The organism is Pseudomonas sp. PS1(2021), from assembly GCF_020405165.1.
In the GTDB taxonomy this organism is placed as follows: domain Bacteria; phylum Pseudomonadota; class Gammaproteobacteria; order Pseudomonadales; family Pseudomonadaceae; genus Pseudomonas; species Pseudomonas aeruginosa.
In genome coordinates, this window is sequence record NZ_CP084484.1 from 6,174,976 (window position 1) to 6,189,009 (window position 14,034).

Genomic DNA, 14,034 nt, shown 5'->3' on the forward strand with positions numbered 1-14,034 from the left:
CATGAGTGTCGAGATCCATCTACCCGGGGCCACGACGGCCCTTCCCGCGCGCCTGGACGGCGTGGTCATCGGCGTCCTCCTCGACGTGCCGGACGCCGCCGCTCCGGTGGTCGCCTATCCCGGTTGCCCGAGCGAGCACGGCCTGGCGGCGGCCACCACCACCCAGCTCAGTCGCGCCGACATCGGCGCCCAGGTAGCGCTGATGTTCGTCGCCGGCGATCCGCGCCAGCCGCTGCTGATCGGCCGCATCCAGCGCCTGCCGCAGGAAGCGCTGGCGCAACTGGACGGCGAGCGCCTGGAGTTCAGTGCCGAACGCGAGATCGTCCTGCGTTGTGGCAAGGCCAGCATCACCCTGACCCGCGCCGGCAAGGTGATCATCCGTGGCGCCTATCTTTCCAGCCGCTCCACCGGGGTCAACCGGATCAAGGGCGGTTCGGTGCAGATCAACTGAGCGCGGCGGGCCCGACATGGAACTGTTGAACGCCACCCCGCTGGCCGCCGCCTACAACCAGGGGCTCGACGCCGAAGGCCGGGAGTCGCTGGTGGTGATCGCCAAGGGCAGTTTCGACCTGCCGCTGGACGGTCGCGAGGCGCGCCTGCTGGACGAGCAGCAGACGCTGCTGATGGTCGATGAATTCTATGGCGAGCCGGGGTTTTCCGCGCCGCGCCGGGAGTGCGAGTTCGTTCCCTTCAAGCCGTTCTGCGATGTGCTGGTGCTGGGCAGCGCCCAGGCGCCCGGCGGGCGGCCGGTACAGCAGTTGACCGCGGGCATCCGCGTCGGCCGGGTGAGCAAGGCGCTGACGGTGCATGGGCCGCGCCAGTGGGAACCGGGATTGCTCGGTGCCGGCGCGGGCGTCGCGCAGCCGTTCCAGAGCCAGGACATTTCCTACGCCAGTGCCTTCGGCGGCAGCCATGCCTCGCCGGACAACCCCGGTTTCATGGATTGCTACATGGCCAATCCGGCCGGATGTGGCTGGTTTCCGCGCAGCGCCGACACCGCCGAGATCGTCGGCACGCCGATGCCGGCCACGGAAAAGCTCGGCGAGCCGGTGGACAGCCCCCACGGCCGCTTCACGCCGATGGCGCTCGGCCCGCTCGGCCGCCACTGGCAGGCCCGGGTCGGCTTCGCCGGCCGCTACGACGACGCCTGGTTGGCCGAGCGCTTCCCGTTCCTGCCCGCCGACTTCGACGAGCGCTACTTCCAGTCCGCGCCGGCCGACCAGTGGACCGACCATCTGCGCGGCGGCGAGGAGGTCCTGCTGCTCAACCTCACCGGCGAGGAGCGCGCGGCCTTCCGCGTGCCGCGCAGGGAGGTCCCGGTGACCTTCTTCCTGAAAAAGGGTGGCCACGAAACCGCGCAGGCACGGATCGATACCCTGCTGGTGGACTGCGACGCCCGTCGCGTGGAAGTCACCTGGCGCATTCGCCGACCGTTGAAGCGCAACCTGTTCGAGATCGCCCAGGTGCTGGTCGGCAGCAAGTCCGCCGCCTGGTGGCGTGCCCGCGAGCTGGGCAAGGACTACTACCCCTCGCTTGCCGCACTGGTACGCAGCCGCCAGGCCGAGGAGGACGAGGCATGAGCCAGGTCCTGAGCATCGTCGCCTCCGGCATGGTCAGCGCGGTCGGCCTCAGCGCGCCGGCCAGCTGCGCGGCGATCCGCTGCGCCCTGGACAACTTCCAGGAGACGCGTTTCATCGACCAGGGCGGCGAATGGTTGGTCGGCGCTCCGGTGATGCTGCCCGAGCCGTCCTCCGGCTACGCGCAATTGGTGGGGATGGCTGCCATGGCCATCGCCGAATGTGTGGCCGGGTTGCCCGCCGAGGACATTCGCGAAATGCCGTTGCTGCTTGGCGTTGCCGAAGTCGACCGGCCCGGACGACTGGCGGGGTTGGAGCAGCCTTTGCTACAGGCCATCGAAGAGCGCCTGGGTTACCGCTTCCATGAACGTTCCTGTGTCATCCCGCGCGGTCGGGTGAGCGCCGCGGTGGCGCTCCTCAACGCGCGCAAGCTCATCGAACAGGGGTGTTCGAAGGTGCTGATCGCCGGAGTCGATTCCTACCTGACCGCGGCGACGCTGGCGGCCTACCAGGAACGCGACCGGCTGCTGGGCAGCCACTGCCAGGATGGCTTCATCCCCGGCGAAGGCGCGGCGGCGGTACTGGTGACGGCCGCGTGCGCCAGCGAGGAACCGCAATTGCTGTGCCTGGGGCTGGGGTTCGGGGTGGAGAAGGCTACCGTCGAAAGCGAGGGCCTGCCGCTGCGGGCGGACGGCCTCACCCAGGCGGTGAAAGCGGCGTTCGCGGACTGCGGGTTCGGTTACGAACTTGTCGACTATCGCCTGGCAGACCTCCCCGGCGAGCAGTATTACTTCAAGGAGGCCGCGCTGGCCTTGAGTCGAACCCTGCGGGTGCGCAAGGAGCGCGTCGAACTCTGGAGCCCTGCGGATTGCATCGGCGAGTGCGGAGCGATGACAGGCCCCGCGCTGCTGTGCATCGCCCTTGCCGCCTCACGCAAGGGGTATGCACACGGCCCGCAGGTACTCTGTCATTCGGGCAACGATGCTGGCGAACGGGCCGCGGTGGTGCTTGGCTACCAGCGAGTGAGGGCGAACTAGATGGCCAACGAGGTCTATGCCAACGGCCGCGAGCTCTCCTGCAAGTCGGCCTCGGGGAAATCGATAGCGTCGTTCCCCGACGTCTGCTTCACGCCGCCTCAGGCACCACCGACGCCGTTGGGCGTGCCGGTCCCCTACCCTAATACCGGCATGTCGAAGGACACCACCCGAGGTAGCCGGACCGTAAGGATCACCCGCAAGGAAGTGATGCTCAAGAACAAGAGCCACTTCAAGAAGAGCTACGGCGACGAGGCTGGGCGTGCGCCGAAGAAAGGCATCATCACCAGTACCAATACCGGCAAGGTCTATTTCACTTCATGGTCGATGGACGTGAAGATCGAAGGCCTGAACGTCGTCCGCCATCTCGACCTGACCACCCACAACCACAACCCCTCTCCCGGCAATACCGCGACCTGGCCGCACACCTCGAAGATGAAGGCGGCCTTCAAGCCGGGCGGCAAGTGTGCCGGCATGGAGCACCTGCGCCTGCAGCCCTACAGCAAGGCGTGCCCTAGCACGGCGGGCGGGGGCGCACAGACCGGCCACCACCTGATTCCTGGTCGCTGTATGCGCGGCAAGGCCGGCTACAGCCACTCCAAGGCCCCGGTGATCTGTGTGTCGCGCGGCAACCAGCACCAGGGCTCGCACAAGCGTTGTCACGCGAAGTTCGATCCGGTCGAACTGGACCACTTCGACAAAGGCAAGCCGTTCAAGTACGAAACCGCGCGCAACACCGCGGCTGCTTCGGCAGGGGGAGCGTTGAGCCCGCCGCGCGAGCTGACGAAAAAAGAAAAGGAGTGCGTCGCCTTCCAGCTCGACCAGTACTACAAGGCCAAGCCCAAGAAGGGGGCGGGCTGCACCACCGCCACGAACCTCCGCGCCTCGGGCGCGGCGGGAAAAGTCATACCACCCGCGCGTTCCGCGCCGGCACCTGCGGGACGTCCATAGGAACTGAACCATGGCAAAGAGCGAGACCGCCCTCTATTTCACCAACGTCATTGCGATCGGGCCTCAAGAGGCGCTGCTCGCCGGGCACCTCTACCTGGAGGGCGCGGAACCCAGCGTGACCCGGGTGATGATGATCGACCAGGACGACTGGTTCCACGTCTACGATATCCCCGAAGTCGTCTACAGCGCCCTGCAGAGGAGTCCGCGGCGCGGGCAGCAGAAAGGTGACTACTGCTTCCTGGGACGCGCCGGCCTGTTGCGTGAACACCCGTCCGGGCAGTCCAGCACGGATGCCACGCTGGACATCGACAACGTCTACCTGATGGATCTCTGCGAGGTGGACGGTGAGCTCTATGCCTGCGGCACCCAGAACCAGGTGCTGCGGCAGAACAAGGGCGTTTGGCAGCGTATCGACCAGGGGCTTTATGTCCCCCTGGGGGACGAGGTTACCGCTTGCCTGAACGGTATAGACGGGTTTTCGCGCGACGATGTGTATGCCGTCGGCGATGCCGGCGCCATCTGGCATTGGGACGGCAAGGGCTGGCAGGCATCGGCGGCGCCCACCAACCTGCCGCTCTACTGCGTGCACTGCGCCGCCGATGGCACTGTCTACATAGGCGGTTCCGGCGGCATCCTGCTACGCGGCAGCGCACAGGTCGGCTGGACCGATATCGGCGACCGCGACCTGTGCTCGGAGGTACTGGAGAATATGGTGGAGTTCGCCGGCAAGCTCTATGTGACCGCGACCGACCAGTTGCTCGAGTACGACGGTACGCGCCTGAGTGAGACCAAGGTGCCAGTGCAGGGTAAGAAGGCTTACTACGCCATCGATGCCAAACCCGAGGTGATGTGGGTGGTGGGCGATGAATGCGTGCTCAGCTACGACGGCGGCACCTGGCAGCGTCATGTCTGCCCGGAGAACTGATCGACGATGAATGTCGCCGCTGTCATCGACCAGCACGTCGAGGAGGCCGGCTTTCTGGCGGGGCTGCGCGACCATGCCGTGCGTGCTCCCCACTACGACCTGGCGCACCTGCTGGATCTCGACAATCGGATTGAGGCGCATCTGGATGCGTTGCAGATAGGTGGACTGAGGAGCCTGGACCTGGTGCTGAAGGCGCTGGACACAAACGCCGAGGGAGAGGTTTTCGTCGCTGCGATACTGGTGTTTCGTGGCACGAACGGTACAGCCCTGGCCCAGTTGTGCGAGCACCTACGGCGTTTTCCCGAGGGCGCGCGATTCTTCGCCGCAGCCCTCGGCTGGCTCGACTGGGGCCAGGCGCGGCCCTGGGTGGAGCGCCTGCTGGCCTCGCCCGAGCCGCTGTTCCGCGCCATTGGCCTGGCCGCCTGCGGCATGCACCGGCATGACCCGGGGCCGGCGCTGCTGTCCGCCCTTGGCCACGCCGACCCGGCGGTGCTGGCGCGCGCCGCGCGCACCGCCGGCGAACTGCGTCGGCGCGACCTGATGGCGAATATCCGCGCCTACCGCGCCCACGACGACCCGAGCCTGCGCTTCTGGGCCAACTGGGCCACCGCGCAGATGGGCGACGAGGAGGCGTTAGGGCCATTGCGTGCGTTCGCCGGGCAGCCCGGCCCGTTCCAGCTGCCGGCGACCATGGTGCTGCTCGCCTGGCAGCCGCGTGACACCAGCATGGCCTGGATTCGCCAACTGATGCAGGCGGCGGACACGCGGCGGATCGGCATCCAGGCCACCGGCCTGTTCGGCGATCCGGTGGCGGTGCCCTGGCTGATCCAGCAGATGCGCGACGAGAGTCTGGCGCGGGTCGCCGGCGAGGCCTTCAGCCTGATCACCGGCGCCGACCTGGCGCTGCTCGACCTGGAGCTGGAGGCCTTGCCCGACTACGACCCTGGCCCCAACGACGATCCCGACGACGAAGACGTCGCCCTCGACGACGATGAGAACCTCACCTGGCCGGACGCGGCGCGGGTTACCGCCTGGTGGCGGGACCACGGCGCACGCTTCGTCGCCGGGCGCGCCTACCTGCTCGGCGAACCTCTGGGCGAGGCGCGCTGCCGCCAGGTCCTGCGCAACGGCCAGCAACGCCAGCGAATGGCTGCGGCGTGCCTGCTGGCGCGCTTCGTGCCGAACCTGCCGCTGTTCCCCACCGGTGCGCCGGTGCGCCGCCAACTGGACCTGTTCTGATAGCTGGCTGGCGCCGGGCGGCCAGGTCATGGCCGCTGGCGCGGTGCGCCGGGTTTTCCCATTCGACGAATTTCCCTGCACGTAGCCAACCGGTTGACTGAAACCTTTCACCACTTATGCGGGGCGAATGGAAATGCCACTCGTTTGCCATGATAGCCTGTCGACATCCTCTGGAAATATCGTGAAAAAAGCTGGCAACGTGCGAGATAGAGGGATTTTTTAATTTATGGTTAAGCTTCGGGCATTAGCGTTGAGCACCAGAAGTGACCGATCGGTCACGTAGGTCGCTCTGCGTTTGTTGTGCCTTTTTCCTATGGGGAAAGCGTCGGCAGACGTGGGAAAATTCAATCGATCCATTCATCGAGGTTCCGAACCATGCCAGACCGTATGCGGGGCGTTAAGTCCGATTCTCCAGAGCAGGAAAGCGCTGACGACGCATTGAAAAGGATTGTCGATGGATTCCAGCATTTCCGCCGGGAGGTCTTTCCCGAGCAGCAGGCGCTGTTCAAGAAGCTCGCCAACAGCCAACGGCCGCGGGCGATGTTCATCACCTGCGCGGATTCGCGCATCGTTCCCGAGCTGATCACCCAGAGTTCCCCCGGCGACCTGTTCGTCACCCGCAATGTCGGCAACGTGGTGCCGCCCTACGGGCAGATGAACGGCGGCGTCTCCACCGCCATCGAATACGCCGTGCTGGCGCTGGGCGTGCACCACATCATCGTCTGCGGCCACTCCGACTGCGGGGCGATGCGCGCCGTGCTCGACCCGCAGACCCTGGAACGCATGCCGACGGTCAAGGCCTGGCTGCGGCACGCCGAGGTGGCGCGCACGGTGGTGGCGGACAACTGCGACTGCGGCGCCAGCCACGACACCCTCGGGGTGCTTACCGAAGAGAACGTGGTGGCCCAGCTCGATCACCTGCGCACCCACCCCTCGGTGGCCTCGCGCCTGGCCAGTGGGCAACTGTTCATCCACGGCTGGGTGTACGACATCGAGAGTGCGCAGATCCGCGCCTACGACGCCAAGCAGGGTCGCTTCCTGCCCCTCGACGGCGAGCATCCGGTGCCGATGGCCACGCCCGCGCCGCGCTACCTGACCTCGTGATAGCGGCGGCCGTGCGGGCCGCCGGATAACAACAGCGTTTTCGCGTCACCTTTCGCCGTTCCTGCCATGGACGACCTCTGGGAAGCCCCGTTCCGGGGCTGAACGGGTCGCTATTACAAGAAAAAACACACTGCGCACACACAACCGGCGCCGGGCCTGGTCCTGGCGTCGCTCCCTCGTCGTGGAAAAAATTCGCAGGAGAACTGTGCCATGCATGTTTCAAAGGTGTTTCCGTCCCTCCGGGACACGTTGCCGCGGGACCTGATGGCCTCCGTGGTGGTGTTCCTCGTCGCCCTGCCGCTGTGCATGGGCATCGCCATCGCCTCCGGGATGCCGCCGGCCAAGGGCCTGCTCACCGGCATCGTCGGTGGCCTGGTGGTCGGCTTCCTGGCCGGCTCGCCGCTACAGGTCAGCGGCCCGGCGGCCGGCCTCGCGGTGCTGGTCTTCGAACTGGTGCGTACCTACGGGGTGGCCATGCTCGGGCCGATCCTGCTGCTCGCCGGCGCCATCCAGCTGCTCGCCGGGCGGCTGCGCCTGGGCTGCTGGTTCCGGGTCACCTCGCCGGCGGTGGTATACGGGATGCTCGCCGGCATCGGCATCCTCATCGTCCTTTCGCAATTGCACGTGATGCTCGACCTGGCGCCCAAGGCGTCCGGCCTCGACAACCTGCTGGCATTCCCCCAGGCGGCGTTCGCCGCGCTCGGTTCGCTGGGCATGGACAGCGGCCTCGACGCGGCGCTGCTCGGGCTGGGCACCATCGCGGTGATGTGGGGCTGGGACAAGCTGCGTCCGCAACGCCTGCGCTTCCTACCCGGCGCGCTGCTCGGCGTGAGCCTGGCGACCCTGGCCAGCCTCTGGCTGGCGCTGGACGTGCGGCGGGTCGAGGTACCGGCCAACCTCGGCGAGGCCATCGACTGGCTACGCCCGGCCGACCTGCTGGTCCTGGCCGATCCCTCCCTGCTGCTGGCGGCGGTGGTGGTGGCCTTCATCGCCAGTGCGGAGACCCTGCTCTCGGCGGCGGCGGTGGATCGCCTGCACGACGGCCCGCGCTCGGACATGGATCGCGAGTTGTCCGCCCAGGGTGTCGGCAACATGCTCTGCGGCCTGCTCGGCGCGCTGCCGATGACCGGGGTGATCGTGCGCAGCTCGGCCAACGTCAACGCCGGTGCGCGAACCCGCGCCTCGGCGATCTTCCACGGCCTCTGGTTGCTCGCCTTCGTCCTCCTGCTCGGCAGCCTGCTGCGGCAGATTCCGGTGGCGAGCCTGGCCGGGGTGCTGGTCTATACCGGGGTCAAGCTGGTCGATTTCAAGGCCCTCGGCAACCTCTCTCGCTACGGCCGGATGCCGATGCTGGTGTACGCGGCCACCGCCCTGGCCATCGTCTTCACCGACCTGCTGACCGGCGTGCTGGTGGGCTTCGCCCTGACCCTGCTGAAGCTGGTGCTGAAGGCGGCGCGGCTGAAGATCGCCCTGCGCTACACCGGCGAGCATGAAGCCGAGCTGCGCCTGAGCGGCGCCGCGACTTTCCTCAAGGTGCCGGCGCTGTCGCGGGTGCTCGACGAGGTCAAGCCGGGGACCACCCTGCACGTACCGATGGATAACCTCAGCTATGTCGACCATGCCTGCATGGAGCTGCTCGAGGATTGGGGGCGGATGGCACCGGTGCAGGGCTCGCGCCTGGTGATCGAACCGCGCGCCTTGAAGCGTCGCCTGGAAGGGCGCCTGCGCGGCAGCGTCGGGTTGGGCGGCGCGCGCAATGGCGGGGCGGTCAGCCCAGGCTGAGTTCCACCCCGAGCTGCTTCGACAGGCACGGCCACTGCTGCCAGGCGGCGACCACCCGCGGGTTCTTCAGGTTCTCGCGGTAGGCGCGGGCCGAGTCGGCGTCGAAGGTGGTGGCGTCGAGCATGTTCTCCACTGCATGGTGGACGGCTTCGTCCAGCCGGTTGGCGAAGGGCTCGCCGATCAACTGGTGGGCCACCAGGTTGGCTACGGTGGTGTCCAGTGGGATCAGTGCCTGGCCGAAGTGGGCGATGTAGCGGTCGTTCACTTCTTCCACCAGGCGGTGCGCCAGGTAGGCTTCGTCGAGCAGGGCGTCGAGGCCGTCGTGGCCGGCGAGCAACGCCGGCGGGGTGAGGAAGAACTGCTCGGCGACCTTCAGCACCGGCTTGATCCGTTCCTCGATGCCGGCTTCGCGGGCCACGCTGTTGGCGGCGTCGAGCAGGTCCGGTACCTGTTCGACGTAGGCGTGGACGAAGCGGGTGAGTATGTCTTCCGTGTTCTCGCCTTGCGGCTGGATGGTGCGATGCAGGCGGGGCAGGCGGCTGGCTATCAGATCAGCCAGGTAACCGTGGCGGGCTTCGCTGAGGTGCGCCTGCTGGATGAGTTCACGGAGGGCAGCGGTGTTCATGGGGTCTCCCATACAACGGGGATGGTGAAGAAGAGGAGAAACATAGCCGGCGGCGCGCGCCGGCTAAGACGCGATTGTCATAATCGCTTCGTGGTTATGCGAGGATGATATATCAGGCGGCCACCATTCGCCTGCAAAGCCACGCCGCTCGCGGCTTTTAGAGAAGAATCGGCACTTTCCAGCGACGTTTTTACGCTGCGTTGTTATGTCGCAGCCGCTGTCTATACTCCCACTCGAATGCTGAACCTGATGAACCCGGCCTGCCTTGCTGTGTGCCGAGGTGCGACGGTCAAAGTTCGTTGTCTTGGCGGTCCACCCCTTGGCCGTTGGCGTCTGCCGGCGGGATAAAAACAACGATAAGGGGAACCCGAATGCTGCGACATCCACGAGTCTGGATGGGCTTCCTTTTGCTCTCGGCGATCAGCCAGGCGAATGCCGCCTGGACGGTCAACATGGCCCCGGGCGCTACCGAGGTGAGCCGGTCCGTCTTCGACCTGCACATGACCATCTTCTGGATCTGCGTGGTGATCGGCGTGCTGGTCTTCGGCGCGATGTTCTGGTCGATGATCGTCCACCGCCGCTCCACCGGCCAGCAGCCGGCGCACTTCCACGAGAGCACCACGGTGGAAATCCTCTGGACGGTGGTGCCGTTCGTGATCCTGGTGGTGATGGCGGTGCCCGCCACCCGCACCCTGATCCACATCTACGACACTTCCGAGCCGGAGCTGGACGTGCAGGTCACCGGCTACCAGTGGAAGTGGCAGTACAAGTACCTGGGCCAGGACGTCGAGTACTTCAGCAACCTGGCCACCCCGCAGGACCAGATCCACAACCGGCAGGCGAAGGACGAGCATTACCTGCTGGAGGTGGACGAGCCGCTGGTGCTGCCGGTGGGCACCAAGGTGCGCTTCCTGATCACCTCCAGCGACGTGATCCATTCCTGGTGGGTGCCGGCCTTCGCGGTCAAGCGCGACGCCATCCCCGGCTTCGTCAACGAGGCCTGGACCAAGGTCGACGAGCCCGGCATCTATCGTGGCCAGTGCGCCGAGCTGTGCGGCAAGGACCACGGCTTCATGCCGATCGTGGTCGACGTCAAGCCCAAGGCCGAGTTCGACCAGTGGCTGGCCAAGCGCAAGGAAGAGGCGGCGAAGGTCAAGGAACTGACCAGCAAGGAGTGGACCAAGGAAGAGTTGGTCGCGCGCGGCGACAAGGTCTACCACACCATCTGCGCCGCCTGCCACCAGGCCGAAGGCCAGGGCATGCCGCCGATGTTCCCGGCGCTGAAGGGTTCGAAGATCGTCACCGGGCCCAAGGAGCACCACCTGGAAGTGGTCTTCAACGGCGTGCCCGGCACCGCCATGGCGGCCTTCGGCAAGCAGCTCAACGAGGTCGACCTGGCCGCGGTGATCACCTACGAGCGCAACGCCTGGGGCAACGACGATGGCGACATGGTCACCCCGAAAGACGTCGTCGCCTACAAGCAGAAACAACAATAGGAGACCGCCATGAGTGCTGTGATCGATACGCCCGACCACCATGCCGGCGACCACCACCACGGACCGGCCAAGGGCCTGATGCGCTGGGTGCTGACGACCAACCACAAGGACATCGGCACCCTCTACCTGTGGTTCAGCTTCATGATGTTCCTGCTCGGCGGCTCGATGGCCATGGTGATCCGCGCCGAGCTGTTCCAGCCCGGCCTGCAGATCGTCGAGCCGGCGTTCTTCAACCAGATGACCACCATGCACGGCCTGATCATGGTCTTCGGCGCGGTGATGCCGGCCTTCGTCGGCCTGGCCAACTGGATGATCCCGCTGATGATCGGCGCGCCGGACATGGCCCTGCCGCGGATGAACAACTTCAGCTTTTGGCTGCTGCCGGCGGCCTTCGGCCTGCTGGTCAGCACCCTGTTCATGCCCGGCGGCGGCCCCAACTTCGGCTGGACCTTCTATGCGCCGCTGTCGACCACCTTCGCCCCGCACAGCGTGACCTTCTTCATCTTCGCCATCCACCTGGCCGGGATCAGCTCGATCATGGGCGCGATCAACGTGATCGCCACCATCCTCAACCTGCGCGCCCCGGGCATGACCCTGATGAAGATGCCGCTGTTCGTCTGGACCTGGCTGATCACCGCGTTCCTGTTGATCGCGGTGATGCCGGTGCTGGCCGGCGTGGTGACCATGATGCTGATGGACATCCACTTCGGCACCAGCTTCTTCAGCGCCGCCGGCGGCGGCGACCCGGTGCTGTTCCAGCACGTGTTCTGGTTCTTCGGCCACCCCGAGGTGTACATCATGATCCTGCCCGCCTTCGGTGCGGTCAGTGCGATCATCCCGACCTTCGCGCGCAAGCCGCTGTTCGGCTACACCTCGATGGTCTACGCCACCGCCAGCATCGCCTTCCTCTCCTTCGTGGTCTGGGCGCACCACATGTTCGTGGTCGGCATCCCGGTCACCGGCGAGCTGTTCTTCATGTACGCCACCATGCTGATCGCGGTGCCCACCGGGGTGAAGGTGTTCAACTGGGTGACCACCATGTGGGAGGGTTCGCTGACCTTCGAGACGCCGATGCTGTTCGCCGTGGCCTTCGTCATCCTGTTCACCATCGGCGGCTTCTCCGGACTGATGCTGGCGATCGCCCCGGCAGACTTCCAGTACCACGACACCTACTTCGTGGTCGCCCACTTCCACTACGTGCTGGTGCCCGGCGCGATCTTCGGCATCTTCGCCTCGGCTTACTACTGGCTGCCGAAGTGGACCGGCCACATGTACGACGAGACCCTCGGCAAGCTGCACTTCTGGATGAGCTTCATCGGCATGAACCTGGCGTTCTTCCCGATGCACTTCGTCGGCCTCGCCGGCATGCCGCGACGGATCCCCGACTACAACCTGCAGTTCGCCGACTTCAACATGGTTTCGTCGATCGGCGCCTTCATGTTCGGCACCACCCAGCTGCTGTTCCTGTTCATCGTCATCAAGTGCATCCGCGGCGGCAAGCCGGCCCCTGCCAAGCCCTGGGACGGCGCCGAGGGCCTGGAGTGGAGCATCCCCTCGCCGGCGCCCTACCACACCTTCAGCACCCCGCCCGAGGTCAAGTGAGGAGCGCGTCATGAGCGATGCCAAGGTCGATACCCGCCGCCTGGTCGGCCGCCTGCTGCTGGTGACCGTGCTGATGTTCGCCTTCGGCTTCGCCCTGGTGCCGCTCTATGACGTGATGTGCCGCGCCCTGGGGATCAACGGCAAGACCGCCGGCAGCGCCTACAGCGGCGAACAGCAGGTGGATGTCGGGCGCGAGGTGAAGGTGCAGTTCATGACCTCGAACAATATCGACATGGTCTGGGAGTTCCGCTCCGCCGGCGACCAGTTGGTGGTGCATCCCGGCGCGGTGAACCAGATGGTGTTCTACGCGCGCAACCCGAGCGACAAGCCGATGACTGCGCAGGCCATCCCGAGCATCGCCCCGGCCGAGGCCGCCGCCTACTTCCACAAGACCGAATGCTTCTGTTTCACCCAGCAGGTGCTGCAACCCGGCGAGAGCATCGAGATGCCGGTGCGCTTCATCGTCGACCGCGATCTGCCCAAGGATGTGCGGCACGTGACGCTGGCCTACACCCTCTTCGATATCACTGCGCGGAAGCCGCCCGTACCGGTTGCGGGGCGATAAGGAGAACAACATGGCAAGCCACGAACACTATTACGTCCCCGCCCAGAGCAAGTGGCCGATCATCGCCAGCATCGGCCTGCTGGTGACGGTGTTCGGCCTGGGTACCTGGTTCAACGACCTCACCGCCGGCCACAAGGAGTCCCATGGCCCGTGGATCTTCTTCGTCGGCGGGCTGATCATCGCCTACATGCTGTTCGGCTGGTTCGGCAACGTCATCCGCGAGAGCCGCGCCGGACTCTACAGCGCGCAGATGGACCGCTCGTTCCGCTGGGGCATGAGCTGGTTCATCTTCTCCGAGGTGATGTTCTTCGCCGCCTTCTTCGGCGCGCTGTTCTACGTCCGCCACTTCGCCGGTCCCTGGCTCGGCGGCGAGGGTGCCAAGGGCGTGGCGCACATGCTCTGGCCGAACTTCCAGTACAGCTGGCCGCTGCTGCAGACCCCGGACCCGAAGCTGTTCCCGCCGCCGAGCGCGGTGATCGAGCCGTGGAAGCTGCCGCTGATCAACACCATCCTGCTGGTCACCTCCAGCTTCACCGTGACCTTCGCCCACCACGCCCTGAAGAAGAACAAGCGCGGCCCGCTCAAGGCCTGGCTGGCGTTGACCGTGCTGCTGGGGATCGCCTTCCTGATCCTGCAGGCCGAGGAGTACGTGCACGCCTACAACGAGCTGGGCCTGACCCTCGGCGCCGGTATCTACGGCTCGACCTTCTTCATGCTCACCGGCTTCCACGGCGCCCACGTGACCCTCGGCGCGCTGATCCTCAGCATCATGCTGATCCGCATCCTGCGCGGTCACTTCGATGCCGAGCACCACTTCGGCTTCGAGGCCGCCAGTTGGTACTGGCACTTCGTCGATGTGGTCTGGATCGGCCTGTTCATCTTCGTCTACGTGATCTGACCGCCACCGGGGGAATCAGAAATGCCAGGGCGCGTGGCTGTTCAGCTCGCCGCTGTAGAAGCCCCAGGCGACCAGCGCCAGGGTCGCCGCGGCGAGCACCACGCGGACGGTCAGCGAATTGACCACGCGGGAACCATGGCCCTGGTCCTTGACCAGGAAGAACAGGCCGCTGAACAGGCTCACCAGGGTAGCCAGCAGTAGCAGGACGATCGCCACTTTCAACATGGTGGGACTCC

At 66.1% G+C, this 14,034-nt stretch carries 14 protein-coding genes; 12 read left to right on the top strand and 2 right to left on the bottom strand.

The window, feature by feature from the left end:
• The first annotated feature begins 1 nt into the window (after nt 1).
• The 8 genes from LE197_RS29360 to LE197_RS29395 all read left to right on the top strand — a co-directional run bounded on the left by LE197_RS29360 (nt 2) and on the right by LE197_RS29395 (nt 8,612).
• Complete coding sequence (locus tag LE197_RS29360; RefSeq protein ID WP_003101196.1) at nt 2-451, top strand: DUF6484 domain-containing protein; 450 nt, start codon at nt 2-4, stop codon at nt 449-451.
• 16 nt (nt 452-467) lie between these two features.
• Complete coding sequence (locus tag LE197_RS29365) at nt 468-1,580, top strand: DUF2169 domain-containing protein (RefSeq protein WP_023105767.1); 1,113 nt, start codon at nt 468-470, stop codon at nt 1,578-1,580.
• Complete coding sequence (locus tag LE197_RS29370) at nt 1,577-2,614, top strand: 3-oxoacyl-ACP synthase (protein WP_003161052.1); 1,038 nt, start codon at nt 1,577-1,579, stop codon at nt 2,612-2,614. The genes LE197_RS29365 and LE197_RS29370 overlap by 4 nt, the downstream gene beginning before the upstream one ends.
• A complete protein-coding gene (locus LE197_RS29375; protein WP_057386948.1) occupies nt 2,615-3,562 on the top strand; it encodes a DUF4150 domain-containing protein in 948 nt (315 codons plus the stop codon).
• Between the two features lie 10 nt (nt 3,563-3,572).
• Nucleotides 3,573-4,487 (top strand): WD40/YVTN/BNR-like repeat-containing protein, encoded by a 915-nt coding sequence (locus LE197_RS29380; protein WP_003110650.1) that lies wholly within the window; start codon nt 3,573-3,575, stop codon nt 4,485-4,487.
• A 6-nt stretch (nt 4,488-4,493) separates the two neighbouring features.
• Nucleotides 4,494-5,726, top strand: coding sequence for a TIGR02270 family protein (locus tag LE197_RS29385; protein ID WP_015502134.1), 1,233 nt, complete (start codon nt 4,494-4,496; stop codon nt 5,724-5,726).
• 375 nt (nt 5,727-6,101) lie between these two features.
• Complete coding sequence (locus LE197_RS29390; RefSeq protein ID WP_057386946.1) at nt 6,102-6,830, top strand: carbonic anhydrase; 729 nt, start codon at nt 6,102-6,104, stop codon at nt 6,828-6,830.
• Between the two features lie 210 nt (nt 6,831-7,040).
• Nucleotides 7,041-8,612, top strand: coding sequence for a SulP family inorganic anion transporter (locus LE197_RS29395; protein ID WP_057386944.1), 1,572 nt, complete (start codon nt 7,041-7,043; stop codon nt 8,610-8,612).
• On the opposite strand, the gene LE197_RS29400 is transcribed toward LE197_RS29395, so the two are convergent.
• Nucleotides 8,599-9,237 (bottom strand): hypothetical protein, encoded by a 639-nt coding sequence (locus tag LE197_RS29400; protein WP_003161047.1) that lies wholly within the window; start codon nt 9,235-9,237, stop codon nt 8,599-8,601. The genes LE197_RS29395 and LE197_RS29400 overlap by 14 nt on opposite strands.
• Nucleotides 9,238-9,608: 371 nt before the next feature.
• Here LE197_RS29400 and coxB point away from each other — a divergent pair, with 371 nt between their 5' ends.
• Genes coxB through LE197_RS29420 form a run of 4 tightly spaced genes read left to right on the top strand, consistent with a single transcriptional unit; the run spans nt 9,609 to nt 13,798 of the window.
• The gene (gene coxB, locus LE197_RS29405) at nt 9,609-10,733 is read left to right on the top strand and encodes a cytochrome c oxidase subunit II (RefSeq protein ID WP_003101203.1); all 1,125 of its coding nucleotides are present in this window, start codon (nt 9,609-9,611) and stop codon (nt 10,731-10,733) included.
• A 9-nt stretch (nt 10,734-10,742) separates the two neighbouring features.
• Nucleotides 10,743-12,335, top strand: a complete 1,593-nt coding sequence (gene ctaD / locus LE197_RS29410) for a cytochrome c oxidase subunit I (protein WP_003083723.1) — start codon at nt 10,743-10,745, stop codon at nt 12,333-12,335.
• A gap of 10 nt (nt 12,336-12,345) precedes the next feature.
• Nucleotides 12,346-12,900, top strand: a complete 555-nt coding sequence (locus LE197_RS29415) for a cytochrome c oxidase assembly protein (protein ID WP_003083725.1) — start codon at nt 12,346-12,348, stop codon at nt 12,898-12,900.
• A gap of 10 nt (nt 12,901-12,910) precedes the next feature.
• Complete coding sequence (locus tag LE197_RS29420) at nt 12,911-13,798, top strand: cytochrome c oxidase subunit 3 (protein WP_003083728.1); 888 nt, start codon at nt 12,911-12,913, stop codon at nt 13,796-13,798.
• A gap of 15 nt (nt 13,799-13,813) precedes the next feature.
• Here LE197_RS29420 and LE197_RS29425 read toward each other — a convergent pair whose 3' ends face one another.
• Nucleotides 13,814-14,023, bottom strand: a complete 210-nt coding sequence (locus LE197_RS29425; RefSeq protein ID WP_003110653.1) for a twin transmembrane helix small protein — start codon at nt 14,021-14,023, stop codon at nt 13,814-13,816.
• Nucleotides 14,024-14,034: the final 11 nt, after the last annotated feature.